Here is a 26,480-nt window from a genome sequence, read left to right on the forward strand (position 1 = left end):
TTCTGCATTCATAATTCAACTACCTCTTCACCTCAAGCCCGTACTTTTCCATATACCGCTCATACAGCTCAGTCTGGTGGCTGTCGAGGGAAATCTCACGACCGTCTATAAAAGCGTGGGTCAACACGTTACCCATCATTTCAAGAGCATTACCTTTTGAAATGAAAAGCGTAGCCATTTTACCTTCTTCTAGCGAACCGTATTTGTCATCAATTCCCAAAATCTTTGCGGGATTCAGCGTGATCAGTTTTAGGGCTTCTTCCATGTCCATACCGTAACCTGCTACCGTTCCAGCAAGGAATGGGAAATTACGTGTTTGATGACGCTCCATGTCACCACTGTTCTCCAATGCTACTAAAACCCCTTTGTCCGCTAGCATTTTTGGGAATTTATAAGGCAAATCAAAGTCTTCATCCTCGGCGCTGGGTAGGGAATGGGTACGGCCTGCCAAAACAGGAACTTTCATCGCTACCAGTGTTTTAGCCACTTTATCGGCTTCACGAGCGCCGACCAATACAGGTCTTTGAATACCATTTTTATTGATAAAATTCAGCACGTCTCTAATGCCTTTCTCACCATCTACATGAAAATATACCGTCTGCTTTCCATTAATCGCATCGTTTAGCGCAGCATATTTCAGGTTCAGACCTGTTTTGCTCTCTGTAGCGTTATAAGCCTTTGCGTTATTGACAAAATCGGTCAGTTCGCGAACTTGTTTCTCGTAATCTTTACTGGGCTCAATCGGCCCGGGATTGTACCAGGATCCGGTTCTTCTGAAACTACTGGGCCAGTTGATATGAACACCTTCATCGGTTAGGAGGGAAGCATCTTCCCAATTCCACGCGTCGAGTTGTACCACGCTGGATTTTCCAGAAATACGTCCACCACGTGGTACGATCTGAGCCATCAGAACTCCGTTGGGTCTCATGGATTCCACTACGCGACTCTCTGCATTATAAGCAATCACAGACCGCACATGCGGATTGTACGTTCCGATCTCACGCTCATCATCACTCGCTTTTACGGCATCCACTTCTACCAGTCCCAGCGTGGCATTCATCGCGATAATTCCTGGATATACGTGCTGTCCTTCGGCATTGATTACGCGGCCTTTGGGTTGCATTTTGACCGTTGTGGCATCTGCAATTGTGGTGATTTTGCCTTCTTCTACGACTATTATACTGTTCTCGATCACGCTGCCGTCACCTATGTGCGCGGTCGCGTTCATGATCGTAAAAGCTCCTTTTTGTGCGAGCGCTGGAGTTTGTTGCGCCCACGTTATCATGCTGCAAATCAGCGCAGCTACTATCGTTAATTTTCTCATGGGTTTCATTTTACCAGTGCAGGGTATCACATTCATAAAGTGTCTTTTCATTCTTTTTGGCAGGCTGTGTTTTCAGGCCTTTATTCTTTGCTTTAAGCATTTCGTTGACCAGTTGTTGCCTTTCTTTTTTTACGCTTTCGCGAAAGCGTGCATCTCTTTCAACATCAAAGAAAACAATACCATCAATCATGGTGATCTGGGGTCTCGCGGTCACACTCATGGGGTGCGCATTCCAAAGTACCAAATCGGCATCCTTACCCTTTTTGATACTTCCCGTGCGGTCGTCGATGCGCAGGAGTTTTGCTGGATTTAGCGTTACAAACTTCCAAGCTTCTTCCTCGCTCACGGCACCATATTTCATGGCTTTTGCAGCTTCTTGGTTCAAGCGTCGAGACATTTCGGCATCATCACTGTTAAAGGCAACGGTCACACCAGCCTCGTGCATGATCGCACCGTTGTAGGGAATGGCGTCGTTCACCTCATATTTGTAGGCCCACCAGTCGCTGAAGGTCGATCCTCCCACGCCGTGCTCAGCCATTTTATCGGCTACCTTGTAACCTTCTAGAATATGAGTAAACGTATTGATTCTGAAGCCGAAATCTTCTGCCACCTTCATCAACATATTGATCTCGCTCTGTACATAACTATGGCAGGTTACAAATCGCTTGCTCTCCAAAATTTCCAGAAGTACTTCCATTTCTTCATCATAACGGAAGTCTGGTTTTCCCTTTGAGTCTTTATAGTCACGCGCTCGCGAAAAGAAGTCGATGAATACCTGTTCCACTCCCATACGGGTTTGAGGGAAACGCACGCCGTACTGATAGCGGGATTGTTTTACATTTTCACCTAGCGCAAATTTGATGAACTGTGGCGAATTGTCATAGATCATTTCATCTGCTGGGTAGCCCCATTTTAATTTGATGATCGCGCTACGACCACCTATGGGGTTAGCACTTCCGTGCAGCAGTTGCGAACTCGTCACTCCTCCAGCAAGATCCCGGTAAATATTGACATCTTCGTGATCTACGACATCTTCAATAGTTACCTCTGCTGTTGAGTTGTGACCGGCTTCATTTACACCACCGTCTATGGCGATGTGGCTATGCTCGTCTACAATACCGCTGGTTAGGTGCATTCCTGTACCATCAATTACTCGTGCTCCACGATCGCTGAGATCTTTGCCGATTTTGGCAATTTTACCGTCTTTAACGAGAACGTCGGTATTTTTGAGTATTCCTTCTTCTTCATTAGTCCAGACGGTAGCATTGCTGTATAATACTGTTTCTTGCTGAGGACGTTGCTCGTACCCAAAACCTATATTAGGATAGGTCATTTTGCCTACTGATTTCAGTTCTTTCTGAGTAGCGTCGTCCTTCGCGGGCGTTTCGACTCCGCTCAACGACCCCTCAGTAGAGTCGTCTTGATCTTCTTCATCCTTCTCAAGGTCTGTGAGCGGAGCCGAAGAGCCGTCATCGGTATCGTCACCCTGAGTCGAAGAGCCGTCTTTCTTCATCGCAGCCGTAAACCCAATTTCATTTCCATCAGCTAGATAGGCGGTACCGGTTAATCCGTCATTTTTGTTCTTTTGAGCAAGGAAACGGTGGACGCCTTTATCATCTGTATTTTTAGGTGTTGCTAGAATGTTGATCCAGTCGTTATCGTAATCGATTTTAGACCCTAGCGTGATGCTGTCGCTTTTCACTTTAATCTTTTTACCAGTTCCTGAAATCACCATTTCATAGTCTGTACCGCCTATGCGTGTGGTGTAGGTCCCGTCGATGTCTTTTACATTACGATCCTTGAGCAGGTGTTTGGAGCCTTGCACCCAGTTTTCATAGATCACGGTTTTCTTATCAAAAAGATCTCCTGAAGCTACGATAAAATTGGCCAGTTTTCCTTTTTCCAAAGTTCCCACCATTGCCGATGATTTCATGATCTGTGCAGGAATCGTCGTCAGGGCTGCAAGCGCCTGATCTTTAGTCAAACCATATTCCATCGCGCTGCGCAGCTTACCGTAGATATCACTAGGTTTCTTGAGTCCCATGGTCGTGATCGCATAAGTAACGCCTTTATCGCTGAGCATTTTAGGATTAGCCGGAGCTTGTTTCCACTCGCGCATATCAGAAAGGCTTACAAAACTTTCCAAAAACGGATTGCTCACATCATAAGCATCTGGGAAATTTACAGGAAGAATGAGCGACGCATTGGTTGCTTTGATCTCATCGATCATTTCATAGGCATCTTCACCACCTACGATCACAAACTGCTTCCCGATGCGGTCACCCAGTTTGTCTACGCGCAATACGTTTTTCTTATCGCCGGCCTCAAAGTACTGCACCATGCTTTTTTTAGCATTGAGCGCTTCAAGGGAAAGGTCTTTGTTTTTTGCATGTCCTTTTGCATACCAGTCAGCGTCAAAATGTGCTTGACGCAACAACGCTAGTGCTCCCATCATACTGGTAGGGTAGGACTGGCGCGACTGGCGGCTCTTGTCAAAGCTGAAAAAGTTCCCGCTTTCTTGTTTTACAATGCGTTGTGCATCAGTTCCGTTGTTATTAAGTGCGAGCAACATACCGCTACCGCGAGCAATACCATCGTGGAGGTGTGTTTGAACCATGCCATAGCCGGCGTCGAGGTATTTCTGGGCTTCCTTTTCATCGTACTTGAAAAAGTCCATGGCCATTTGCTCAGCGCGTATGTGGTCGTTCCAGTAATACCCTTTACGCCCTTCATCATACTGTTGCACTCGGCTACTGGGCGCGCGAGGAGCTTCTTTCATCGCCATATCGCCATACGCTTCTATAAAAGAAGGGTAGATGTACGTACCAGAGGCATCTTCCACCACAGCATTTTTAGGGATGCTCACATTTTGACCTATGGCTTCAATCTTGCCATTTTTGATCACGATGGTCGCATTTTCCATCACCTGACCAGGCATGGTGGTTACGGTGACATTGGTAATGACCCTCGTGACATCGTCCACCGCGCTGATGTCATCGTTGTTTGGGAAATAGTCCTGCGCCTGGAGTTGCCATCCCAGCAGCAAGAACACATAAAGTAATCGCTTCATTTAATTTGGATTTATGCTCTAAAGATAGGGTAGAGCAGGGGAATGGGATGGTATTGATAGTGAATGTTATACCGCTTTCGCGAAAGCAAGAAAACCATCAACATCTTTCAAAAAATCAAAACATCACTTGATTTGATAAGCTTGGCAGCAGCAAGGTCTCATTCTAAAAAAAATGATCTTCGAAAAATTCCAAAGTCAGTTTAATACAAAGCTGCGGCAATCCAAATTTCCTAGGTTACGTTTTTCACCTTCTCACCAATATAACTCTTAAGCAATTCAAGTTGCTGCTCATTCAAACTATTGAGAGGAATGACTAATTCAGGGAAAGCAGCGTGCGTGGTTCTAGCAAACAAGAGTAAGCTATGGTCTTTGATTTTGAAGAAATCATAAGCCCCCATTTTTTACTCCAATGATGCAAACTAGAGGAATAACTGATGTGGCTTTCTGAAAATGTAAAAGTAATCTTATCATTAACCTTTTTCTCTCTATTTCTTTTAAGTTCAAAAAGTTGCTCAGTGGCTTTTTTAGATTTTCGGAGGTCAAGAAAATTAAGCGTTGCATACAATAGGAAACCGATACCCAAACCAAACGCGATTCCAAAATCCACATATGTCACCGATTCCTGACCATGATTTACGGTAGTCAATTCTGAAGCTTGCTCAGCCCATAATCCATAAATGACTAAGACCAGTCCTAACCCTGCGAATAATAAAATGCGCGTAAGATTCTTTGAACTATAGAAATTTTGAACGAAATGCTTTTCTGCCTTTCTGTAAAAAGCGTCTATGTCTGTGATCTCTATTTTTATGGGGTGTGGCATTTTTGATATTTAAGGTGAGTTGTCTAGTTGAAAAATAGACCAATATTGAACTTTTTGGTCAGGAAGCTGTTGAAAGAGGCTGATTCAAAAAGAATATAATTTTTCAAAACCATGATACCACTGTGATGATCCCGACAATAATTAACAGCAACAATAAAATTATGATTCCAATGATCAAGTATTTTGTCAAGCGATCTGTCCAAGTTTCTATATAAACTGGCTCAGATATAATCTCATTGCGAGTTCCTTTTTTGAGTTCAAGATCGAACAGCGTAATATCACTTTCTTTATCAACAATACCTTCATCTAAGTACAAGATTGGCGTTTTTGAATTCGCTGTTATCTCATTAATTTTTAGTGCTGCCTCTAGGAGTTCCGCAGCGTGAAGTTCTAGCCCTTGTCTATTTGCTTTGATATAGCAGTCATGAGAACCAATCTCATGTTGGAAGTACCCTACATAAGCCTCGTCGTAATTCTTTTGATTGCGTAATTGATTGATCAGGCTTGCAATTTCTTTCTCGTTCATTGAAGTATACTTTTGGAAAACAGGTTAATTAAACTAGATGTAAGCTGTTCATTCTTGGTCGAGCAATTCAGAGACTTTAACTACTTAAGGCAATTGACTCCCAGAAAAGCCGCAACCAAAACCAACCATTTGGTTAGCATCGATGTGAGATTGCGCATTGGCGTTGTATAGAACTCCAAATTCTAAGGTTAGAGTTAGGATGAGATTTTTCACGTTTAAAATTTTTTCTTAGAAATTTGGAAGGATATAAGTACTATAATGTATAAACAGCTTTAACATATAATGAATTGAAATTAATTAAATCGAGAAAGGTTTCGTTTTTAGCTCAGTTTTTTATTGGGGGAAGCCATTACTCAATACGAACAACATTTTCATCTCCAAACCATTCTTTAGCTTTCACTATAACTTCATCACTTGGACTATGGAAGAATACTGCTAAATTTTCTTTTGCCCTCGTACAACAAACGTAGAATATCTTTTGTGTTCTATTCCTTACAGATTCGGAGGCTGTACCTAAGAACATTTTTTCAAAATTGTAATTATTCCAACCGCCATTATCCAGAATTACAAGGACATTATCAAATTCTGCTCCTTTGGTTTTATGTTGAGTTGAGAAAGGCGTTTGACCTTCTAAATATTCATAGAGTTTTTGAAATTCACTAAACTTTACATCTTTAACACGATTATATATATATTCTTTTTTCTCTTTAAAATCAGTTAGCTTATCATCAATTATACAAATGCCTTTTTCATTGGCATCTGTAATTACTTCTTCAATAATTTTGTCGCCAACGTCAATAAGGCTTTCAATATTTTCTTTTAAAGTTCTTTTGCTTGCTATGCTTGTAATTTTATAATGAAAGTCTGTAGCTCTTAAAAATTCATTGTATTTTTTATTCTGATAAAGAGAAATATTAGTTTGGATTTTGAACAAATGCTTGATAAGATTATCTCTTTTTGAGCCCTTCTTATTTTCGTCATCTTCATCCTTTTTTTTATCATCAAGTAATTGATCTTTATCTAAGTATATTTTAGAAAATGCAGAGTAGTTTAAGGATTTAGCATAATTGTATAATTCCTCATTTTTATTAATGAAGTTCTGCATTCCATTGGTTGGACTCACCTTGTTCAAATCCTGTCCACTCTTTCCTTGTTGTAATGATTCAATAACTTCGCCAAATGTATTTTCTGAAAAATCATTAGTAATGTTATTATCTTTTATATACTTCTTAATCCTATCCCTAAAACTTAATATGTTGTCTTTATCGTAAATATTCATTAGTGTTCTAAACCCTGCTTTATCTGCGATTAAATTATGAGTAAGGTTCAGTTCCTTCGTTTCTTTTGAATTATTAAAGTCCCAATCATAATTATCCTCCAGAATTTTTTTAACCTTACTTATGTCATCATTATCTGAATGCAAAAACAGCACTTTACCTTGCTTTATTACACCTTCTTCCATATTGGGTGCATTGGGATCGTTAGAAGGTTCCTGAATGATACCGTCAGTTCGTAGTTTATTTGCTAAATCAATAATAAGTTGGGGATTTCTTCTATTCTGTTTTTTTGCAATTTCTTGCACGTCATTTTCATCATATGCATCCAAATTACCAACAGTGTTAGGATAAATATTTTGCATGGCATCGCCAAAAAAACCTATTATATTTTTTCTTTCACTTGTTTTAAAATGAGTTAGGAATGTTTTTACAACCATCTTACTAGTATCTTGATATTCATCTATAAAAATGAATTTGTATTTATCTTTTACGATACTATTAAGCTTAGGGTATTTTTGAAAAAGATAATGTGCAACAATAATTAACTCGTCATGAGAGATTATTCCATCTCTTATCCGAACAAATTCTTTATATATTATTTTTTCTTCTAGATCCTCAAAAAAATTATCTGGTACAGGACTTAAATCATTAATTTTTATTTTATTAACATTTTCATCGTTTGCCAATGTTATTATTGCTCTTTTAAGCTCTTTTTGAAAGTGCTTAATGTTGTCCCATAGGAAATCATGGATAGTTGAGACATTAAGACTCTTGTGATTTACTCTTTCTTCAATTTCCTTTACTGCGGCATTGGTGTATGTCATACAGGCAACTTTAGCAGTTGGATTTTCAGTTATTACCTGACGAATAACACTTACCAAAGAATAGGTCTTACCACTTCCTGCACCACCACTTAAAAGAAAGTTTTTCCCCTCATCAATTAATTTGAAAATTTCCTGTACTTCGGGCTCTAATACTAATCTTCCTTCAACCATAATAAGCCATTTTTGATGTACTCTGGAATATTCCAATTACTAAAATTCTCATTGCTATGATATAAAATATCTAATGCAAAATGAGTTTTCTTCTTAATACATGAATCAGCTAATACATAGGCATTATTTGCGCCATCATCAAATAGCTTTCTCTTTTTCAAACCTTGAAATTCGTCTTTCTTGCCAGCTATAAATGCTCGATTTATATGAATGAATGCATCTTCAAAGCTCCTCGCATGATATGCATCCTCTTCTTGCTGATAGCATAAACATAGTTTTGCACTTCCTAGTTTAATTGTTCTATCTTCAGCTGTTAAACTCTTTAAATTCTTCCAATCTACAGTTCCTAGAAAGTGTTTAATTGCGGAGTTACTTGTCGCTGTTCCTTTACTAACCTCACAAGCCTCAATTATTGGTTTCCCTTCCTCGTTTTTATTTCCTAAATCACCAACAGAATCTATATCAGTAAGAACTAAAGATTTAATACCCAAAAACTCTATAAACTTCTTGAAAATTTGAGAATAAGCACCAACTTCAATTGTAGATATATTTTGTGACAACAGTGGGAGAAAGTCATCAACTTTACCTTCTGCTCCTAAACGGGTAGCTTCCTCAATGTCAACTTTTCGCATAAAAGTAGGTATCAATATTCTTTCCGTATCTCCTTCAATAAGAATTGCTTTGTCTGCAAAGAATATTTCTGCCCTACTTATTGTCAAATATTGTTTAAGAAATTGATATTGGTTTGTGTCAGTATCATACTCTTTCTTTAAATCGATGAGATTTTTTGATACTACATTATTTTTATCTTCAATCTTTAAGTACTTAATGTCATTGAAATCACTATCAGCAACTATATGAGATGAATGAGTGGTTATTATGTATTGTAGAGGTTTATTTATTCCATCCTCACGTTTAATACCTTCTGCAAGCAAGGTTTTGATGTTCTTAATAAAAACGTATTGCATTTGAGGATGTGTATGAGCTTCTGGCTCTTCAATTACTAATAAATTAATGTCAGCTGGTTTTTCATCCTTTTTTCTTTTGAATTCTTGTCTAAGTATTTCAATTTCAAAAATCATACTTATCAAATTCATATAGCCAAGACCATTGTATTGTTCAGGCAGTTTGTCAATATCGTGAGTGTAAACTACCGTGGTGTTGCCCTCAAGTAAATCTTGATGTTGAAGTGTCGAGATTATATCTATGGTAGTTTCATTAAGTTTTATACCTCCAAAAGTGCTAACGTTTTTTAAAACATCTTTAAATAAGTCAGAATAAATACCACTCAATGTTCGATCAGTTTCAGAAAGTTGATCGATAAAATCTTCTGTTGCTTGTGCTTTTTCTTCACTATCTTCATTTTTACTGTATAAACTTGAAGTCTGTTTAGAAAGAGTATTGTCTTTATCCTTGTTTGTTACGTCTCTTCTAGCGGGAATATATTTGAAAGATATAATATCTTTAATACTAATTTTTTCCGAGTCTAAATTGATGTAATTAAATTCATTGATTTTTTCTTTGGTTAAATCATATTCAAGGGATAATCTTTGTGTAGTAAAATACTTATTCAACCCTTGTTTTATGAATTCTTTAAGACCTCTAACTTCTTTTATCTTTTTCTCTGCAACTTTTTGCTTTTCGTTTTTATCAAAGGCGTCATAATCATTTCTCAATTTTAAAAACTCTGGATATGTAATAATATACTCAAAACCTAATACGATTTTGTTATTGGCTGGATCAAGATCCATTAATATTCTACTTACATTTGATAAATCATCTTTATCATCATAATCAATAAAGATTTTCAATTTTATTCCTTTAGGAAGAAATTCTTCTGGCGCATCTGATAATTTTATTAATTCTTCTAATTCTTTTTTGAAGTCAATATTGAAATCATCGTAGGTGAATTTGTTTTTTTCATTTAAGAATTTATCAAGAATTGAAAGAATTGACGTTTTACCCGTATTGTTTTTTCCAATGACTAAAGAAAGTTCCTTTTCTAAATCAATAGAAAATCCTTTCAGTAATCTAAAATTCTCAATTTCTAATTTTGTTATTTGCATGATTTTAAATATTCCTAGATGATTGTAGGCTTATAGCTAGCTGGTTGACACATTAAAAATACAATTTTAAGTGATTATTTCAATAATCATGGTATGTTTTAATGTATATATAATGGTAGCAAAGGTTTGACTTTCAAATTGGCCTAATTCGACCAAACTCTTTCGCGAAAGCAAAAATCCCCACAAACCTACCAATGCTTGTCAAACACCCTAGAAAGATCGTTCACCACCTGTTCTTTTTGGTTTTTCCAATGGTTCCAGTTAAGCGGTATGCAAATGACGCCGGTGCGGGAAAGGACGCGGTAACGCTCTTGATCAAAGGCGGCTTGATGCTGGCCGGGATAGCCTATCAGGTCTATGAAGAAATAGGAGTCCCTGTTCTTGACCAATAGATCAAGCGACATGCCCGCCATGGGGTAACTGGCGTACACGGTGGTGTGTTCCAACTGCTCCAGGGCTTGCATGACTTCTTCTTAAAAACGTCGTGCTGGGCGTTTTGGGTTTCGGGAAGTTGGGAGTCGTTCACAAATGAAAAATACTCGGCGAGCAGCTCGTGGCGTTTTAGGGTCTCTTCTGAAAGGGAGTGGAAGAGCATCAATCGGGATTTTGCGCGGGTCATGGAGACGTTAAAAACAGCATCTTCCATCACGTGCCGGATCGCGGAGTGGTGGGAACCGTCTGTCAATCCCAAGGAATACAAAATAATGTCCCGCTCTGATCCCTGAAAGTGGTAGGCCGTACCTACCAAAATATCGTGGCGCTTGAGTGTTTCCAACTCCAAATGATCAGAAACGGCTTTTTGCAAAGCGGTCACTTGTTTGTTCAAGGGCGATATGATCCCAATGCTGGGCGGGCGCTTCATGGTTTTATAATCGGCGATTAATTCATCCAGCGCGGTTATGAGTTGGTCGATCTCGCTCGCCAAAGGGTCGCTGTTGTCTTCTTTCAAAGTGTTGATCAATGCGACGCTGCCTTGAAGCTTTTGGGTGGGTGTGGACTTGAGGATCTTAAGGTTGCCGTTATAATATTTCTGATTGCTAAAATCAATTAATGAAGGCACGGAGCGGTAATGCTCCTTGAGGTAGGAAACCTGCTCTTGCCGAGTCAAAAAATTGATGTAGAAATCGAGAATACTGCGGTTTCTGTAATCGAGTACGGAGTCATCGGCCATTGATGTTTTTCACGAAACTGTTTCTGCTGAAATTTTGAGAGAAAACTATAATGCCCCAGCTGATTGGGATCGCCCACGACCACCACACGCTTAGCCCGATAAATCGCGGGAATGGCGCTGGCGAGATCACACTGGGTTGCCTCGTCAATAATGACCAGATCAAAAGCGTTTTTCACACAGGGAATCACCGAGTTGAGCTTGTTGAGCGTAACCAGCCAGAGCGGTAGATTTTTCAGTAGTTTGGAAAAGTCCAGCTCGGCAATTTTCTTTTTGTAGGTGGAAAAGTTACCTGCTAACAGAGCATCATTGAACAGCAGCAATTCCTGCCGGTAGTCTCGTAAATTCTTTCGCTGGTTCAGACTGTATTTATGTTTGATGTAATCTCTGGTGAAACGCTCCAGTTGCGCTTCCAGATCCCTACAGTCTGCCATGACTTTATACGCGGGCAGCAACCGCTTGTGCTGTATTTCCCAAAACCATTTTTGCAAGCCTTCATAAAAAGATCTGTCCTCTGAGAATTGAAGCTCAGTAAGGCGCAGTTCTTTTTCTACAATATTCTCAAATTTCTCTTGAGCCGAGAAAATACGTTGGTTTAGCACTTCTTTTTGCTTGACATCTGTATATCTGATGGGTTCCAGATCGACATTAGTCAGTAGACGACGAACTTTATTCTTGAGTACGTATTTGTAGTTGGCACTGGTGGTTTGGGTGACTTGGCGCGTGATTTTAAATTCCTTTCTCAGTAAATCTTTGATCACGTTTACCGCCTGATCTGTTTTCCCCACAACCAGCACGCTCTCGTTATTGAGCAAAGCATTTGCCGCGATACAGCTGATCGTGTAACTTTTACCCGTACCCGGAGGACCGATCATGAGCGAATTGGCAAATTGCATCGAGTTTTTCAAAGCTTGAAACTGATCCGCATTCAGCAGATGTTCAAAAGCGCTGGCATCGCATGGTTTTACGGTTTCATCAGATCCCAATTTTGCCAGCGGTATGCTGAAATCGCCGTTGTTTCTTAAACGTTTCAAATCCTCAGAAATCATGAGGGAGGAATCGGCTTTTTTGACATAGACCGTTCCGGCTGCCGGGATGAATTTCTGGGTGTCTTTATGTTTCCCGGCTTTGAAATATTCCTTGACTTGATCGACTTTCCAAACCTCGGGCGCAATGGACAATTCCTCACAGTCTGCATTAACTACGAACTCTTCCAGCACTCGTTTTAATTTGAACGTACTGAAGTCGTCTTCGTCATTGATGGCTTCCAGCGCCTCGATAAATTGGTCTTTGCTTTTACCTTCTTTAAACGAGATGGATTGCAATACAAACCTGTTGATGATCAATCCCGAACGGTTGACTCTCAAATAATAGGTGTCATCAATCAACTCATGCGTCACCGGATAAAGTAGGAGAGGAGCGCACAACCGCTTGTCTTTACTGAAACCTCCTTTACGCTCACCCAGCAGAAACACGTAACCGTAATACAACGCCTTTTCTAGCCGGTGGATCTGCAAATCCTTGGAAAGCTCATCGTTCTTTTTATTGAAATAAGGAATAATGGGCTGGTTGTGGCTCAGCAACTGTTCTTGAGTTCTTACAAACCATTTGAAACGGAACTTTTGCGCGAGGACATTGTCCACGTACATTTCTTGGTTGTCTGCGAGATAACAATCTCTTAAAAATCCGTAGAAGTCGGTTGGGTTGTAGTTCACTAATTCTATTTATAATAATTCACCAGCAGCGCCACCACATAACTGTAGGTTGCCATGCCGCCAGGCTGATTGTTTGCTTTGAGATAGGTGTTGTAAGTCGCTTGGGAAACTTCTTCAATCACGCCCTCGTACTCTTGCCAGAAGTCTGTCAATTCCTGATAGTTTTTAAAGATTCCCGGGCGCACCTTGGATTTGTATTCCTCAAAAAGCTCTGGTTCGCGCAGGTACAAATCGTTGAGACAATAGCGTAAGGCAAAAATATTGGCGCTGTATCTAAAATAGGGATCGGTGTGGGCGTTGCCGGCGAGAATCGCGATAAAATTGGCCTCGTTTTCTTTGGCATAACCCAGCTGGTGCGCCATCTCGTGCAAAGTCAGCACCGGTGTTTTATAGTTGTTGATCCACGCGTTAGTCTGCGCCTCACCCGTAAACGGATTCAAATAACCGCTGTAGCCCATGTATGACAGCGGCACGGTGAGCATGGATTTTTTGATGCTGGAATTATGGTATTTCAAATGCGAAAACTCCTTGGAGATTTGCTCATAAGCCTCTGGCGCTCGCTCAAAAATCTGCGGCTGGGACTCTGTAAAAGCTACGGCCAGGCTGTCGTTGGGTTGTAGTTGACGGTGCAATGCGTTGGATCGCTCGGTGAACAATTCAATCACTTGCACGAGCTCATCGGTGGTGTAATCTGCATCGATTTCTAGGGATTGGTGCAAGGGCAACCGGTAATAATTGAATCCCCAGGCCAGGTTAAAAAAGAATAGGACTATGTTTAGGGTAGTGAATAGTTGGAGATACCGCTTTCGCGAAAGCGTAACAATTTCACGCTTGTACACCCACAACCAGCGCAACGATAGCAAAATCACTCCCGCATAAACCAAATCGCCTATCGAGAACGGAACCAAGCCCGTGATCCATCGCGATCCCGCAGAAAGGTAGGGGTAGAGGCCGGTGCTATAAAAGGCTTCTATAAATCCTGGAAAAAAGCGTAGGCAATAATATCCCACCAATTGCAGTACAAATACCAGAATTGCTGCGATAAGCCTGCGATCTACCCTCATTAAACCAGATCTTTGCGGTAGAGGCGTCGTCTCTTGTGCAAGGTAGGGTCATAGTCTTTCCATAGCGCCTGAACTGCAATATTGTCCTCCAGCTCAGGATTAGTCTCACACAGCGTGATGCCCTTATCAATAAAATTTCTACTCACATTGCGGAACATCATGGCCGTAACTCCTTTACCTTGAAGTTTTGGGTGGATGCCTATCAGGTAAAACGCCGCCCGATCGTTCTTCTTTTTTGCCCTGAGTAAATGCATGAACCCAAAAGGAAAGAGCTTGCCTTTAGCTTTTTGAAGTGCTCTAGAAAATGAAGGCATGGTAATCGCAAAGGCGACTAATTTATCGTTTTCATCCACGACGCATTCCAGATAATCTGGATTGATGAATGGGAGGTATTTTTCTTTATAAAGATCAATCTGATATTGCTGGATGGGAACGTAGGTCACCAGTTTGCTGTAGGTCTGGTTGAGCAGCTCAAACATCTCGTTCACATAAGGCTCCACATCTTTAATGGACTTGAACTCCAGCGCTCTTAGTTTATACCTCCTTGAAATAAGATCTGCAAATTTGTTGAACTTTTCTGGAATGGGATTAGGCGGTGTAAACTTGAATTCTACCCAGTCGGCGCTTTTTGTGTAACCTAATTGTTCCATATGTTCCTTGTAGTAGGGAAAGTTATACCAGGTAATCATGGTGCTGAGCTCGTCAAAGCCTTCCACCAGCATACCGGCCTTATCCATATTTGAGAATCCAACTGGTCCCTCAACGTATTCCAAGTTCTTTTCTTTTCCTATCTCATGAACTTTATTCAGCAAGGCTTTAGTCACCTCGATATCATCAATCATATCCAGCCACCCGAAACGCATCTTGGGCTTTTTCTGCTCGTTGATCTCAATGTGATTGATCAGCGCAGCAACACGACCTACGATCTTGCCATTTTTGTATGCGAGAAACAACCAGCTATCTGCATTTTTGTAGACTTGATTGACCTGAGGGTTGAAAATGTTTACCTCATCTTTAATGATGGGAGGTACAAAGCAGTCGTTGTTTTTATAAAGTTCTATTTGAAAAAGGACAAACTTCTTGATGTCTGCCTTTGAATGGATCTCTTTTACTTCTATCATGATCTAGATGCCGCCGCCGTTATCGTCTTCTTTATCTTCTGGCTCGTTTTCTTCAAGATTGAGCTTGTCATTTTTCTTGTCTTTCTTAGTCTTGCCGTCGCCTTCTTGTCTGATTTCCTTGTCTTTATGAAAATCGATGCGGTAGGACATCCCCACGTTTACTTGGAAAACGGTAGGTGTATCCTTAAAATTGAAGGTGGCACTGCCGTCTACTTGCCAGTCGTTGTTGATCAAATAAGTAGCACCACCGCGCACGAGATCATCGCTGTAGAAATCAGAGATCAGTGCTTGATATTCACCAAAAACCGCCCAGCGCTGTCCTACGGTGTGGGTGAGTGTCGCTAGGAATTCATAAGAAGGAAAGTCTGTTCCTATACGATCAAATACACCGTTCATTACAAAAACGATGTTTCCGAAGTTGTTTTGCGTCAACAGTTCCAGCCGTGGCGATACACTCGGGTCGCCAGGTGGGGTAAAGGAGTTTGGATCACTGAAATTCAAATTTGCCCCTGCATAAACCGAAACCGCAGGTACAAAATCCTTCCAGTTCAGGACATTGTTTGCCCGCCAGCTGTACAGATTGTTTCCTTTTTCACCAAAAAATTTCAAAGGGTCAAAAACAAGATATTTTAATCCTAGGGTGCTCCTTGAGAAGTTAGCAAAGGTACTCTCACTATTGCCAAAGGTGCTGAACTGCGTTTGCGTCGCACTGGTAAACCCACCTATGTAAGAAATTTCAAGTTCTTCAAATAAAAATCCATACCTCAACTGAAATGCTATACCGCCATAATCGCGCTCATATCTTAGAGGAGTATGTTCTTGATTACCGTAAAACAGGGAAGTTTCAGCTTGCACTACGCCAGTTCCTACAGAAAAGGCACCTTGCGAGCGACCCGGATTGTTAGTGTTGATGGTTTCAGTATATTGAGCTTTTGCACTGAAAAGTGTAACAAGTGTCAATAGAACACCACCTATATATGAGTGTCGATACATAGTATAATTTGACCCAAATTTAGTATTAATCTAAGATTATAAGAGAGATGCTCTCGTAATTTTACCTTTTTAATTACAGTCAGTGAAGCTACTACAATTCATTTTAATAGTTCTCATCATATATGTAGTCGTGCGACTCGTGTGGAGAGCCTACGGTAAACAAATATTGAGTTGGATGGGAAGAAAAGCCATGCAAAAGGTTCAAAAGAGTTTTGAGCAGCGCATGGGAGGGCAGCCCGGCTTTGGGCAAAGTACCGATTCCACAGAAACTCGTAGGGAAAAATCCAAAGCCAAAGAGCGCACTTTTCGTGAAAAGAAAAAAGTGGGCGAGTACGTGGACTTTGAGGAAATTGATTAATTTCCCCATTTTCACGTTTACGAGAGTCCATGAAGATTGATTTCAAGAAAATCATCCCGCACGCAATAGCGTTTCTATTATTCATCATTGCCGCGCTAGCCTATTTCCATCCGGTTCTAAGCGGTAAAAAAATCTACCAGAGCGACATTGTTCAGTACCGCGGTAACGCCCGTCAGATCATTGATTTTAGAGAAAATCAAGGGGAGGAACTGCTATGGACTGATACCATTTTTGGCGGTATGCCCACCTACCAGCTTGGTGTGCGTTATGAATATGATTTGATCGATCAATTGGATCGCGTGATCCGTTTTCTTCCTAGACCGGCAGACTATCTTTTTCTCTATCTTATAAGTTTTTATATACTGGGCCTTGTGCTTAAAATTCCCTGGAAATACTCGATTCTGGGAGCCTTGTTTTTTGGATTTTCTACCTACATGATCATTATCCTAGGTGTAGGACACAACTCAAAGGCGCACGCCATAGCTTACATGCCCATGGTGCTTGCCAGTATCATCATGGTTTTTCAAAAACGGTATCTGGTCGGGTTCATCTGTATGGCACTTTTTATGGCTTTACAGATTCAAGCTAACCACCTTCAAATGACCTATTACTTGATGTTTGCGGTAATTATTTTGGGGATCGTTTATTTTATTGATGCCTACAAAAAAGGCTTGCTGAAACATTATTTCAAATCCATCGGGATCCTCGTGGGTGCGGTGGTGATTGCCTTAGGAACAAATGCAGCCAACTTATTAACTACTAGTGAGTATACAGGTGAAAGTACCCGTGGTAAATCTCCTATTAGTATTAACGCTCAAGGCGAAAGCATCTCTACCGACTCAGGTCTCGATTACGATTACATTACGCAGTATAGTTACGGCTTCGTAGAAACCATAAATATGCTCATCCCAAGATTTGTGGGAGGAGGAAGCGGTATGCGCCCTGAAGAAGATAGTAATACGGTAGCCTATTTGACAAGTCTGGGACTTCCCAAAGCTCAAGCCATGCAGTTTGCAGAGTCTGGAGTACCCATGTACTGGGGCGACCAGCCGATTGTAGAAGCTCCTGCCTATATGGGAGCGGGTGTTATTTTCTTGGCGATCCTTGCTCTTTTTCTCTTGGAAGGCAAGCTGATAAAATGGGCAGTAGGTGTTTCCTTATTTGCGGTAATAATTGCTTGGGGTAAAAATGTAGATTGGCTTACACAGTTTTTAATCGGCTATATGCCTTTATGGAATAAGTTCAGAGCGATTACCTCAGTCCTGGTGTTGATTGAACTTTGTTTCCCACTGCTGGCCATGGCTGGTTTGTATTGCCTGTTTGTAAAAAAAATCCCTTCTCAAGAAAAGCTAAAAGCAGTTTTGTATTCCAGCGCCATCGTGGGAGGATTATGCGCGCTATTTGCCGTTTTGGGTAAATCCATATTTGATTTTACATCGCCCTATGATATCAATTTCATTCAAGAAGATCAATTGGGATTACCCTTTGTAAAAGCGATTAGAGAAGACCGCTGGGTTTTAATGCGCGATGATTCCCTCAGATCTTTGTTGATTATCGGATTGATAACTGGAATACTTTACCTCACTCTAAAAGAGAAAATTAAACAAAACTTAGCTCTGGTATTGATCGGTGCGGTTTGTTTGTTTGATCTGGTTGATTTTAACTTGAACTATGTAAATGCAGACAGTTTTATATCAGCGAGAGAGTACGATAATATTTTCCCTGAATACGGAGCTGATAAAGCGATACAAAAAGATCCCTCTCACTTTAGGGTTTATGACTTGACTACAGATCCAGTAACCAGTTCACGTGCGAGCAACTTCCATCACGCCTTGGGAGGCTATCATCCAGCAAAACCAGCTCGTTTCAACAACTTGGTGGACTTCTACTTGAGAGATGAGCAAGGAAGAATGGGAGTCGATGAGAACACCATCGAGATCCTTTCCATGTTTAATGTCAAGTATTTCATTCAAGAGCAGGAAGATGGTGTCAAGCCTATTGAGAACCCGCTGAATTTGGGACCAGCCTGGTTTGTGAATGAAGTGATACCAGTGAGCAATCAAAATGAGGAAATACTTTCATTAAGAAACCTAAAAGGCGATGCCGTAGCTTTTATTACTCAAGAAGAGCAAGAGAAAATAAATCTTACCAAGGTAGGCAAAGACAGCTCTGCAACCATAGAACTTACAAGCTATCACCCAGAAAAGCTGGTCTATTCTACCCAAAACTCAAAAGATGGTTTAGCCGTTTTTGCAGAAATGTATTACCCGCACGGCTGGAAAGCTACTGTTGATGGTCAGGAAGTTCCTATTGCTCGGGTAAACTATACCTTGCGAGGTGTAATGGTTCCAGCGGGTAATCATGAGATCGAGTTAACCTTTGAGCCTCAGGTTGTCAAAACAGGAACTTACGTCATGTTAGGCTCTAATATCCTGCTCGTTATCTGTTTAGGACTCATCGTTTTTTGGAAAGTAAAGAACAAGGAATAATTGGCGCGTAGCTTACTCATTATCAGTTATTACTGGCCTCCAGCAGGTGGTCCCGGCGTTCAAAGGTGGTTGAAGTTCACGACCTACCTACAGCAAATGGGATATGATTTGAATCTGATTATTCCTGAAAATCCAGACTATCCTGTTTTGGATGAAAGTTTGTTGTCTGAGATACCTAGAGGGCTAAACATTATTGAAGTGCCTATTTTTGAACCGAGTAGATTATTGAGTTCGCTTTCGCGAAAGCGTACCAAAAACTTACAACGAGGCATCATCAAAAAAAAGCAGTCTCTCGTAGAACGATGGGTCATTTGGGCACGTGGTAATTTGTTTGTTCCAGATGCTCGAGTAGGATGGAAGCACAGGGTAGTAAAAGTCGCGGCTGAATTCATTGCTAAAAATCCCGAATCTACTGTAATAACGACGGGACCACCACATTCAGTACATTTAAACGGCCTGGATTTAAAAAGGAAATTCTCTCAAATCAAGTGGCTTGCAGATTTCCGTGATCCCTGGACTACAATAGGGTATCACCACAAATTGCGGTTAGGAAAATCTGCTCGGCAAAAGCATGAAAATTTAGAACAAAAAGTTTTAAATCAGGCAGATCGAGTAGTGGTGACCAGCCCTCATACCCAACAAGAATTTGAACAAAAGACCACAAAACCAGTCGCGGTAGTCACAAATGGCTACGACATCCAGCCCAATGAAAACATTCAACAACCGAGCGGAAAATTCAAACTCTCCCACGTAGGAACTCTTCTTTCAGACCGTAATCCACAGGTATTATGGGCTGTTTTAAGTGAGCTTTGCGATGAGAATAGCAGTTTCTGCAACGATCTAGAATTGCATCTTGCTGGTAACGTAAGTGAAGAAATTTTAAGAAGTATTGAGAGTCACTTACCCTCAAAAGTTTTGAAGCGTCACGGTTATTTGAATCATGAAGATGCGATTGAGCTCATGTATGAATCTCAAATACTTTTGCTCATAGAAATTAACTCTGAAATTACAAAAGCGATCATCCCAGGGAAGATTTTTGAATACCTGGCCAGTAGGCGACCTATTGTCGCCTTAGGACCTGCAGGGGCTGATATTGAGCAAATTATCGAGTATAATCATGCTGGAAGTTATTTCAGTTATCAGGATCACACCGAACTAAAAGCGGAATTGTTCAGACTGTACAATCTGTACAAATCAGGTAATAACAGTGGTAATTCAATAGACTTTTTTCGTGAATATCATCGCTCGCAAACCACTCAGCAACTCGCTGCCGAAATTGAGAAAATGTGGGAATAGTTATTAAACATAGCGCATGGAATTTAGGCCTGACCATTCTGGGCTTCTTGCTGGGAGCGGCAAACACGCTGCTGCTCGCCACAAATTTTTTGGATGACGATTACTACGGGCTTTGGGGTTATGTACTGTCTACGGCGTTTTTGCTGTTTCCTTTGATGAGTTTTGGTATACACAATACCCTAGTCAAGTTTTACAGCAGCTACACGACTGTAGACGAGCGCGATGCATTCCTATCTGTTATGCTGATTTTGCCTTTGATCGTTGTGCTGCCAGGAGCATTATTGATCTATGTATTTCAGGAACAAATCATTGACTTGATTACAAAAGTCAATGAAATGGTGGGAGACTATGTGTGGCATATCGTGATCATTGCCGTATTTCAAGCCTATTTTGAAGTTTTTTACGCTTGGGTAAAAGTGCACATGAAAACCATAGGTGGTAATTTCATTAAGGAGGTTTTTTACCGTTTTGCAGCTACGATTTTACTCATTGCAGTCATGTTTGACTGGATCACTCAGTCACAATTTATTGATAGTCTGGTACTTGTTTATGCGCTGCGATGCATCATTATGATGGTAATGGCTTTCAGGACCTACAAGCCGAAATTACAGATTAGAAAAACTGCCTTCACGCGGAGAATTTTTGATTATTCTCTGCTTATGATTATTGCAGGATCTGTGGGTACGGCGCTGATTGATCTGGACAAATACATGATCAACCAGTACTTGAGTATAGATACGATAAGTTATTATGGGGTAGCGGTTTATATAGCAACAGTCATTGCCATTCCCGCTCGAGGTATGAGTCAAATCACCTTCCCGCTGGCGGCACAATATCTCAATCAAAATAAGACTCAAGAACTGGAAAAACTATATAAGCGCAGCTCCCTCAACCTGAGTATTATTTCGGGTTTTTTGATGGTTGTTATTTTGTGTAATGTCCAAGAGTTTTACAATTTGCTCCCACCTGAATTTAGCGTTGCCATACCGGTTGTTTTCATCATTTCGAGTGTCAAGTTCACAGAAAACCTTTTGGGGAGCAACAATGCGATACTTTACAATTCAGATCTTTATCGGGTGACTTTGTGGTTGGGTCTTGCACTTGCTTTGGTGGCGGTGGCACTTAATTTATTATTGATACCACTTTATGGCATTTACGGTGCAGCGATTTCAACGAGTATTGCTTTTATAGGTTACGCTTTCGCGAAAGCGGGATATGTATACTACAAACTTCACTTGAATCCTTGGACTTCCAAAACATGGATGTCACTGGGACTCATCGCGGTGACTATTTTAGGCTTTGTGTTTTGGGATTTTGCGATCAATACTTACATCAACATAGCTCTGAAGACGCTGCTGTTAGGAGGTTTCTACATAGGCGCCGTGTATGCACTACGCTTATCGTCTGAAATAAATGGTATGATTAACAACATTGTTAGGAAAGTGTTTTAAAAAAAAGCAGACCGAACTTTACGCCCGGCCTGCTGATCAAACATTAACTGTCAATTTAACCTCTGCGATTTGAAGACCTGCTACCAGATCTTTCTAAGCTGGCACGTCTTGCTGAACTGTTTTTCTTTACTCGACTGCTTGACGTTGTTGCAGTACTAGACCTTGATGATCTTCTAGAAGTGGTAGCTCTTTCTGAACGGGTGCTGCGAGAAGATGTTCTTGCAGTGGGGCGTTCGTTTCGTGGAGCTGTTGTTGCTCTAGTGGATCTATTTGAGCGACTAGGAGCGGTAACAATTCTTGAAGATCTATTGCGGGTCGCAACACTTGAATCATTGCTACGACTCGTTCTTGCTGTCGTATTTGCGCTACTAGATCTTGTGGTACTGTTTCTAGCTACTCTTTCATTAGCGCGCTGACTTGATCTTACATTAGTTGCTCTTTCATTACCTGAGTTACGATTTGATAAAGTTGCATTTGCTCTGCTCGAATTAGCTCTTCTGTCATTTATTGCTACTCTTGAAGCATTGCTTCGGTTGATTTCCCGTCTTCCCGTTGCAATGGCGGTGCGTTCTGTTCTGGCATTTCTATTATAGGCGATAGCTCTACCGCGACTATCTCTGCGACCTCTTTCAAAACTCCTGTAATCCACGCGGTCATAGGGTCTATAAAAATTGCGTCTTATATCACGTCTAGTTAAACAACCGTTATAATATCCTGGTCTGTTCCAATAGTTGCGGTGATAATTCCAAGAGAATCGTACTGGATTGTAATAACGTCTATATGGAGCATTCCAAACTACGCAACGATCAATGATAGGCGCAGAATAATAGGCATGCCATGGACGATAAATGTAATTTCTATTCCATCTGTTGATAAAACCTCTGTAATTCACAACCACACCAGGTCTGCCATAGTATATTCTCAAATTACCTATGCGTCGTACCCATCCATTTCTATAATCTATGAATATATCACCGATCTGATTAACTCTGCCAAATGGATCATAGAAGATAGGAACATTCTCAATCTGGATTACGGCTCCATAAGCATCATACTGTACAAAACGATCGTAATTAAAACCGCTGTTGAATGAAAAATGGGTATTTCGCGTATTTATAGCGATATTGAAATTAGGACCATAATCCAAATAATTGAAGTCAAACTGACCATCTGGAAAGACGGCAAATTCAATTCCTCCTTCTTGAAAGATAAAGCTGTTTGTGTAACCGCGATACCTTAAATCATCGGCTGGTCGTTCTGCGTGGCTTGCCTGAATTCCCACCAGGAACAGCGCAAGCATTGTGATAAAATTTTTCATAACTAAGCCTTTTAAAGTACTACATCGTTGTCGTACGCTTAGTAGGTATCAATCAGCGTGCCGAAATTATAACTATCTAATTATTAACATTTTAAATTAAAAGCAATGCTATTAGATGCAGCTCTGCGCTGTGAGCTGAGAGCGATGCGGGAGATTTTATGAAAGAGGTCGATCGACTTGAATGGGTTATGAAACTATGCTATAAATTCCAAGCTCCAAGCTCCAAGCTCCAAGCTCCAAGCTCCAAGCTCTAAGCTCTAAGCGCAATGCGCAAAGCTATTTCACGAATTTGAAGCTTCTTCTTTTCCCGGTTTCTGTCCTGGCGACCAGAATATACAAACCATTACTCAAACCTGCCACCGAGAATTGAACTGATTTATCATGTAGATCTAGCGAGCCTTGTGCCACTTTCTTACCTAGCAAGTTAAAGATCTCAATATCCAATTTTCTTATCTCTGTTTCAGAAGTGATTGTGATAACTTCATTTATTCGATCTGATTCAATTTTAATGTCTGGCTTTGATTGCAAGACCGACACATCTTCTTTTATTAAAGAACTTAACATTGCTTCAGATTTAAAATGGGCTGCGGATTGATCTATTAGGATGCTAGTATGAAATAGAGTAATTGCAGCGAATAGGAGTATGGGTAAGTAATTCATGGTTGGTTAGTTTGATGCTTTGCGCAGGGAGCGTTGAGCTCTAAGCACTAAGCAATTAATATCCATTTAAAATTAGTCGTAGTTGATCCTTAAAACGTTTTTGGTTTAAAGGTTCAAGAAATAGTGGAGTATGGTATTTCTATTTAAAACGGCACATTGATCCCCAAAATGAAACTACCAAAACTGCGATCACTGGTAATGCTGTGCACATAGTCGATTCTGAAAGGTCTGAACTTACCTAATCCAATGTTATCGATCCCAGCACTCACTTCAAAGTAGGGTTTACGCTCGGTATATAGAGCTTTACCGCTTAAGATTAAGTCATAGTTCAGCTGATTGATTCCAGGGATCTTTCCTAGAATGTAACCTTTGAAGTCATGCTGGAGGTGTACCTGTGCATAGCTTTCGTTGGTGCTGTAACCGTAATAATTCAGCAATCCAAAGCCATAAGGGTTCAAAGCTGCAGTTTTTATACGTAATTGATTTCCATTGAAATGCTGATAATCCACAATGCTGACATCATCTGCATTGAAGAATGTACCACCGTTTACCCAGTAGCTGCTACGACCTAGATTTCCCATATCAAAGCTTTGCCAGATGCTACCACTCAACTGATGGAAGTCCAGTCCATCTTCACTTCCTGCAAAACCGCCCTCATAGCGCACATTGATAGAAGGGTACTTTTCATTTCTGATATTATATTTCCCGTCTGGGTAGTTCTGATATTTCTGGCCAGGTCTGATAGTTAGATTGATTAGTGCTTTTGCGATTTCATGATCTTCAATGAAAGCAGAATTATTGTCATCCAGCGGTAACGGATTATTACTGGTGTATTCATAATCATCCCATGGGAACCAAACTTGGTCAGTTGTATTGTTCAAACCTTGTCGTTTTTCATAGGACAAAGCTCCTGAGAGGTAAAAACCATTGGCAATTTCTTCTGAATAGCCTGCTCTTATATAGTCAGCTTCATAGAATTTAGCAAAGTTGCGTTCAAAGAATAACGAAGAAACGGTGTTCTCAAAATTACTGATAGGCTCAGAGTTATTAATCTGAAATACCCGTGTTCCTCCTGAAAGGGAAAGGGTACGGCGATTCGTTCTATTAAAACGATAATTAAGATCTGCGGTATACCTCAAGCGATCGTCAGAAAATCCATATTCAAAATCAGCACCGGCATAGAAATAGCGGTTATAGCGCTCGTCAAAACCTTTGGAATAGGAGAGGCCTGTTCCCAAGACAAAACCTTGTACCGTATTGAATCCTTTGAAAGCCTCTGGTGTGATCAAACCATCATACGACCAGCGGCTGCGCTCGTTGCTATCACGATAGGTGTAACCTGTGAATAAATCCAGCTTTCCAAATCTATTGCGTACATGATCCACACTATCTTTATATTTAGGATCGTTGCGCACAGCACTTATGCTGTCTTTTTTGATGTAATCCTTTTGCTCGATTTCAGTTAGTGGGATAGGTCTGCGATTTACCCAGAATAAACTGTCTTTTTTATTGGCGTCTGCTTCTACGCGCAATACTTCAGCACCAAAGTACTTTTTTTCAAACTGCGGATTAAAATCATAATCGGTATAGTTTGCGATGAATCTTCCATTCCCCTGAAATCCTAAAAATTTAAATGCAAAATCAATGCTTTGAGATCGTTTTACCCAGTACTCCGTATTTTGATCATAGGTAAAATCTTGATTAAAAGTCAACTTTTCGATAGGAGGCACATTGATATTTTCACCAGTTGTGGTCAATTCAAGGCCAGAAATAGTCCACTGATCTTCTACGATGTAAATTATCCCGTCAAAGGTGTTGTCCTTAGGTCTTTTTGAACTGACTTGGATCTTATTGATCAAAAATTGATTCTCATCATAATAAGTACCCAGCAGCTTGTACCTGTAATAATTAAAAGCATAATCTGCAATAGGTGAAACGATGCGATTATTGAGGTCTATGTTGTTTTCGTAGAAATTAAAATTGGCTTCCTCAGCACTGTTTACGCTAAAACCATTATCATCTCCACTTATTTTACTTGCGGTGATGCGTTCTTTAAAATTATTAGGCGCTTCATAAGCGATTTCAGAGAATGTCTCTGATAGATAGATGATCCCGCTGCGAGTCAGTGAATCCAGCGATCCATCTAGATCGCCTATTTCCTGACCTAGAAATTTTTCGGGAACATCTTCCATGCTCCACAGACCTCGTGAGTAAAACTTTGCGGTGTAGCGGTCTGTTTTGTTTTTGTTGAATTTGCGTCTCGCGATGGCTTCACGTATCACGCGATCTGCTGGATTTTCATCGCTGTTCACCACTACCTCGTCAAGTTTTGCTACTTCTTCAGTCAACTGTATGTCCAGCCGCTGATTTTTCTCCCGATAATCTACCGTACGGTTTTCGGTTTTGTAACCCAATGATTGAAAAACGATCTCGTAAGTCTGGAATTCTGGTAGTTGCAGGAGGTAGGTTCCATCGGCATTGGTTGTGGTGCCGGTGTAGGTTCCCTTAACGTAGATGCTGGCAAAGGCTATGGGGTTGTTGTTCTGGTCGGTAAGGGCGCCTGTTAATTGCGCTTTCGCGAAAGCGGAAAAAATCAATATAACTATTGCGGTCAGGTAGATGTGCTTCATGTCTTTGGGTTGCGTGCTTGCGGCGATAAAAGTATCGCATTCTACCTAATAGACGAGCCGTTTTCAGAATGGTTGTCTGGATTTTGAATTTTACGAGTCATTTTCGGTAAGCTAAGATTAATTTCTTGACTACTGCGTA

19 protein-coding genes are annotated in these 26,480 nt (G+C 40.6%); 5 read left to right on the forward strand and 14 right to left on the reverse strand.

Annotation, left to right across the window (positions count from 1 at the left end):
• Window positions 1-19: 19 nt before the first annotated feature.
• The 6 genes from BST97_RS02905 to BST97_RS02930 form a co-directional block, all read right to left on the reverse strand.
• Window positions 20-1,324 carry an amidohydrolase family protein gene (locus BST97_RS02905; RefSeq protein ID WP_317043453.1) on the reverse strand — a complete coding sequence of 435 codons (1,305 nt, stop codon included), beginning with the start codon at window positions 1,322-1,324 and terminating at the stop codon, window positions 20-22.
• 10 nt (window positions 1,325-1,334) lie between these two features.
• Entirely contained in the window at window positions 1,335-4,394 is a 3,060-nt protein-coding gene (locus BST97_RS02910) for an amidohydrolase family protein (RefSeq protein WP_085765833.1), read from the reverse strand.
• A 313-nt stretch (window positions 4,395-4,707) separates the two neighbouring features.
• Window positions 4,708-5,214 (reverse strand): hypothetical protein, encoded by a 507-nt coding sequence (locus BST97_RS02915; RefSeq protein ID WP_085765834.1) that lies wholly within the window; start codon window positions 5,212-5,214, stop codon window positions 4,708-4,710.
• Window positions 5,215-5,317: 103 nt separating this feature from the next.
• Complete coding sequence (locus tag BST97_RS02920) at window positions 5,318-5,740, reverse strand: hypothetical protein (protein WP_085765835.1); 423 nt, start codon at window positions 5,738-5,740, stop codon at window positions 5,318-5,320.
• Window positions 5,741-6,089: 349 nt separating this feature from the next.
• Window positions 6,090-8,012: an ATP-dependent helicase gene (locus tag BST97_RS02925; RefSeq protein ID WP_085765836.1), complete on the reverse strand. Its 1,923-nt coding sequence runs from the start codon at window positions 8,010-8,012 to the stop codon at window positions 6,090-6,092.
• Window positions 7,994-10,078, reverse strand: coding sequence for an ATP-dependent nuclease (locus tag BST97_RS02930; RefSeq protein ID WP_085765837.1), 2,085 nt, complete (start codon window positions 10,076-10,078; stop codon window positions 7,994-7,996). The genes BST97_RS02925 and BST97_RS02930 overlap by 19 nt, the downstream gene beginning before the upstream one ends.
• 194 nt (window positions 10,079-10,272) lie before the next feature.
• Between BST97_RS02930 and BST97_RS15930 the strand changes: the two genes are divergently transcribed.
• Window positions 10,273-10,470, forward strand: a complete 198-nt coding sequence (locus tag BST97_RS15930) for a hypothetical protein (RefSeq protein ID WP_085765838.1) — start codon at window positions 10,273-10,275, stop codon at window positions 10,468-10,470.
• Here the strand turns inward: BST97_RS15930 and BST97_RS02940 are convergent.
• Genes BST97_RS02940 through BST97_RS02960 form a run of 5 tightly spaced genes read right to left on the reverse strand, consistent with a single transcriptional unit; the run spans window position 10,434 to window position 16,139 of the window.
• Entirely contained in the window at window positions 10,434-11,249 is an 816-nt protein-coding gene (locus tag BST97_RS02940; RefSeq protein ID WP_085765839.1) for a DEAD/DEAH box helicase, read from the reverse strand. The genes BST97_RS15930 and BST97_RS02940 overlap by 37 nt on opposite strands.
• Window positions 11,183-12,961 (reverse strand): AAA domain-containing protein, encoded by a 1,779-nt coding sequence (locus BST97_RS02945; protein WP_157111408.1) that lies wholly within the window; start codon window positions 12,959-12,961, stop codon window positions 11,183-11,185. The genes BST97_RS02940 and BST97_RS02945 overlap by 67 nt, the downstream gene beginning before the upstream one ends.
• A 5-nt stretch (window positions 12,962-12,966) precedes the next feature.
• Window positions 12,967-14,025, reverse strand: coding sequence for a DUF3810 domain-containing protein (locus tag BST97_RS02950; RefSeq protein WP_085765841.1), 1,059 nt, complete (start codon window positions 14,023-14,025; stop codon window positions 12,967-12,969).
• Window positions 14,025-15,146, reverse strand: a complete 1,122-nt coding sequence (locus BST97_RS02955) for a GTP cyclohydrolase (protein WP_085765842.1) — start codon at window positions 15,144-15,146, stop codon at window positions 14,025-14,027. The genes BST97_RS02950 and BST97_RS02955 overlap by 1 nt, the downstream gene beginning before the upstream one ends.
• A gap of 3 nt (window positions 15,147-15,149) precedes the next feature.
• The gene (locus tag BST97_RS02960) at window positions 15,150-16,139 is read right to left on the reverse strand and encodes a transporter (protein WP_085765843.1); all 990 of its coding nucleotides are present in this window, start codon (window positions 16,137-16,139) and stop codon (window positions 15,150-15,152) included.
• A gap of 82 nt (window positions 16,140-16,221) precedes the next feature.
• Between BST97_RS02960 and BST97_RS02965 the strand changes: the two genes are divergently transcribed.
• The 4 genes from BST97_RS02965 to BST97_RS02980 are packed head-to-tail and all read left to right on the forward strand — an operon-like array spanning window position 16,222 to window position 21,733.
• Window positions 16,222-16,497, forward strand: a complete 276-nt coding sequence (locus BST97_RS02965) for a DUF4834 family protein (RefSeq protein ID WP_085765844.1) — start codon at window positions 16,222-16,224, stop codon at window positions 16,495-16,497.
• Window positions 16,498-16,526: 29 nt separating this feature from the next.
• The gene (locus BST97_RS02970) at window positions 16,527-18,986 is read left to right on the forward strand and encodes a YfhO family protein (protein WP_085765845.1); all 2,460 of its coding nucleotides are present in this window, start codon (window positions 16,527-16,529) and stop codon (window positions 18,984-18,986) included.
• Complete coding sequence (locus tag BST97_RS02975; protein WP_085765846.1) at window positions 18,987-20,282, forward strand: glycosyltransferase family 4 protein; 1,296 nt, start codon at window positions 18,987-18,989, stop codon at window positions 20,280-20,282.
• Complete coding sequence (locus BST97_RS02980; RefSeq protein WP_085765847.1) at window positions 20,273-21,733, forward strand: lipopolysaccharide biosynthesis protein; 1,461 nt, start codon at window positions 20,273-20,275, stop codon at window positions 21,731-21,733. Before BST97_RS02975 ends, BST97_RS02980 begins: the two co-directional genes overlap by 10 nt.
• A gap of 55 nt (window positions 21,734-21,788) precedes the next feature.
• Here the strand turns inward: BST97_RS02980 and BST97_RS02985 are convergent, their stop codons facing one another.
• From BST97_RS02985 to BST97_RS02995, 3 genes are all read right to left on the reverse strand, one after another.
• Entirely contained in the window at window positions 21,789-23,051 is a 1,263-nt protein-coding gene (locus tag BST97_RS02985) for a hypothetical protein (protein WP_085765848.1), read from the reverse strand.
• A 276-nt stretch (window positions 23,052-23,327) separates the two neighbouring features.
• Entirely contained in the window at window positions 23,328-23,615 is a 288-nt protein-coding gene (locus BST97_RS02990) for a T9SS type A sorting domain-containing protein (RefSeq protein ID WP_169711521.1), read from the reverse strand.
• 239 nt (window positions 23,616-23,854) lie between these two features.
• Complete coding sequence (locus BST97_RS02995) at window positions 23,855-26,341, reverse strand: DUF5686 and carboxypeptidase regulatory-like domain-containing protein (protein ID WP_085765850.1); 2,487 nt, start codon at window positions 26,339-26,341, stop codon at window positions 23,855-23,857.
• Window positions 26,342-26,480: the final 139 nt, after the last annotated feature.

This window comes from Nonlabens spongiae (assembly GCF_002117125.1).
In the GTDB taxonomy this organism is placed as follows: domain Bacteria; phylum Bacteroidota; class Bacteroidia; order Flavobacteriales; family Flavobacteriaceae; genus Nonlabens; species Nonlabens spongiae.

What these genes read in the sequence shown, in the direction of transcription:
- BST97_RS02955 (WP_085765842.1), bottom strand. Translation starts at nt 15,146, where the DNA reads ATGATAGAAGTAAAAGAGATCCATTCAAAGGCAGACATCAAGAAGTTT.
- BST97_RS15930 (WP_085765838.1), top strand. Translation starts at nt 10,273, where the DNA reads ATGCTTGTCAAACACCCTAGAAAGATCGTTCACCACCTGTTCTTTTTG.
- BST97_RS02960 (WP_085765843.1), bottom strand. Translation starts at nt 16,139, where the DNA reads ATGTATCGACACTCATATATAGGTGGTGTTCTATTGACACTTGTTACA.
- BST97_RS02940 (WP_085765839.1), bottom strand. Translation starts at nt 11,249, where the DNA reads ATGGCCGATGACTCCGTACTCGATTACAGAAACCGCAGTATTCTCGAT.
- BST97_RS02915 (WP_085765834.1), bottom strand. Translation starts at nt 5,214, where the DNA reads ATGCCACACCCCATAAAAATAGAGATCACAGACATAGACGCTTTTTAC.
- BST97_RS02910 (WP_085765833.1), bottom strand. Translation starts at nt 4,394, where the DNA reads ATGAAGCGATTACTTTATGTGTTCTTGCTGCTGGGATGGCAACTCCAG.
- BST97_RS02905 (WP_317043453.1), bottom strand. Translation starts at nt 1,324, where the DNA reads ATGAGAAAATTAACGATAGTAGCTGCGCTGATTTGCAGCATGATAACG.
- BST97_RS02990 (WP_169711521.1), bottom strand. Translation starts at nt 23,615, where the DNA reads ATGTTAAGTTCTTTAATAAAAGAAGATGTGTCGGTCTTGCAATCAAAG.
- BST97_RS02925 (WP_085765836.1), bottom strand. Translation starts at nt 8,012, where the DNA reads ATGGTTGAAGGAAGATTAGTATTAGAGCCCGAAGTACAGGAAATTTTC.
- BST97_RS02995 (WP_085765850.1), bottom strand. Translation starts at nt 26,341, where the DNA reads ATGAAGCACATCTACCTGACCGCAATAGTTATATTGATTTTTTCCGCT.
- BST97_RS02970 (WP_085765845.1), top strand. Translation starts at nt 16,527, where the DNA reads ATGAAGATTGATTTCAAGAAAATCATCCCGCACGCAATAGCGTTTCTA.
- BST97_RS02930 (WP_085765837.1), bottom strand. Translation starts at nt 10,078, where the DNA reads ATGCAAATAACAAAATTAGAAATTGAGAATTTTAGATTACTGAAAGGA.
- BST97_RS02920 (WP_085765835.1), bottom strand. Translation starts at nt 5,740, where the DNA reads ATGAACGAGAAAGAAATTGCAAGCCTGATCAATCAATTACGCAATCAA.
- BST97_RS02985 (WP_085765848.1), bottom strand. Translation starts at nt 23,051, where the DNA reads ATGAAAAATTTTATCACAATGCTTGCGCTGTTCCTGGTGGGAATTCAG.
- BST97_RS02950 (WP_085765841.1), bottom strand. Translation starts at nt 14,025, where the DNA reads ATGAGGGTAGATCGCAGGCTTATCGCAGCAATTCTGGTATTTGTACTG.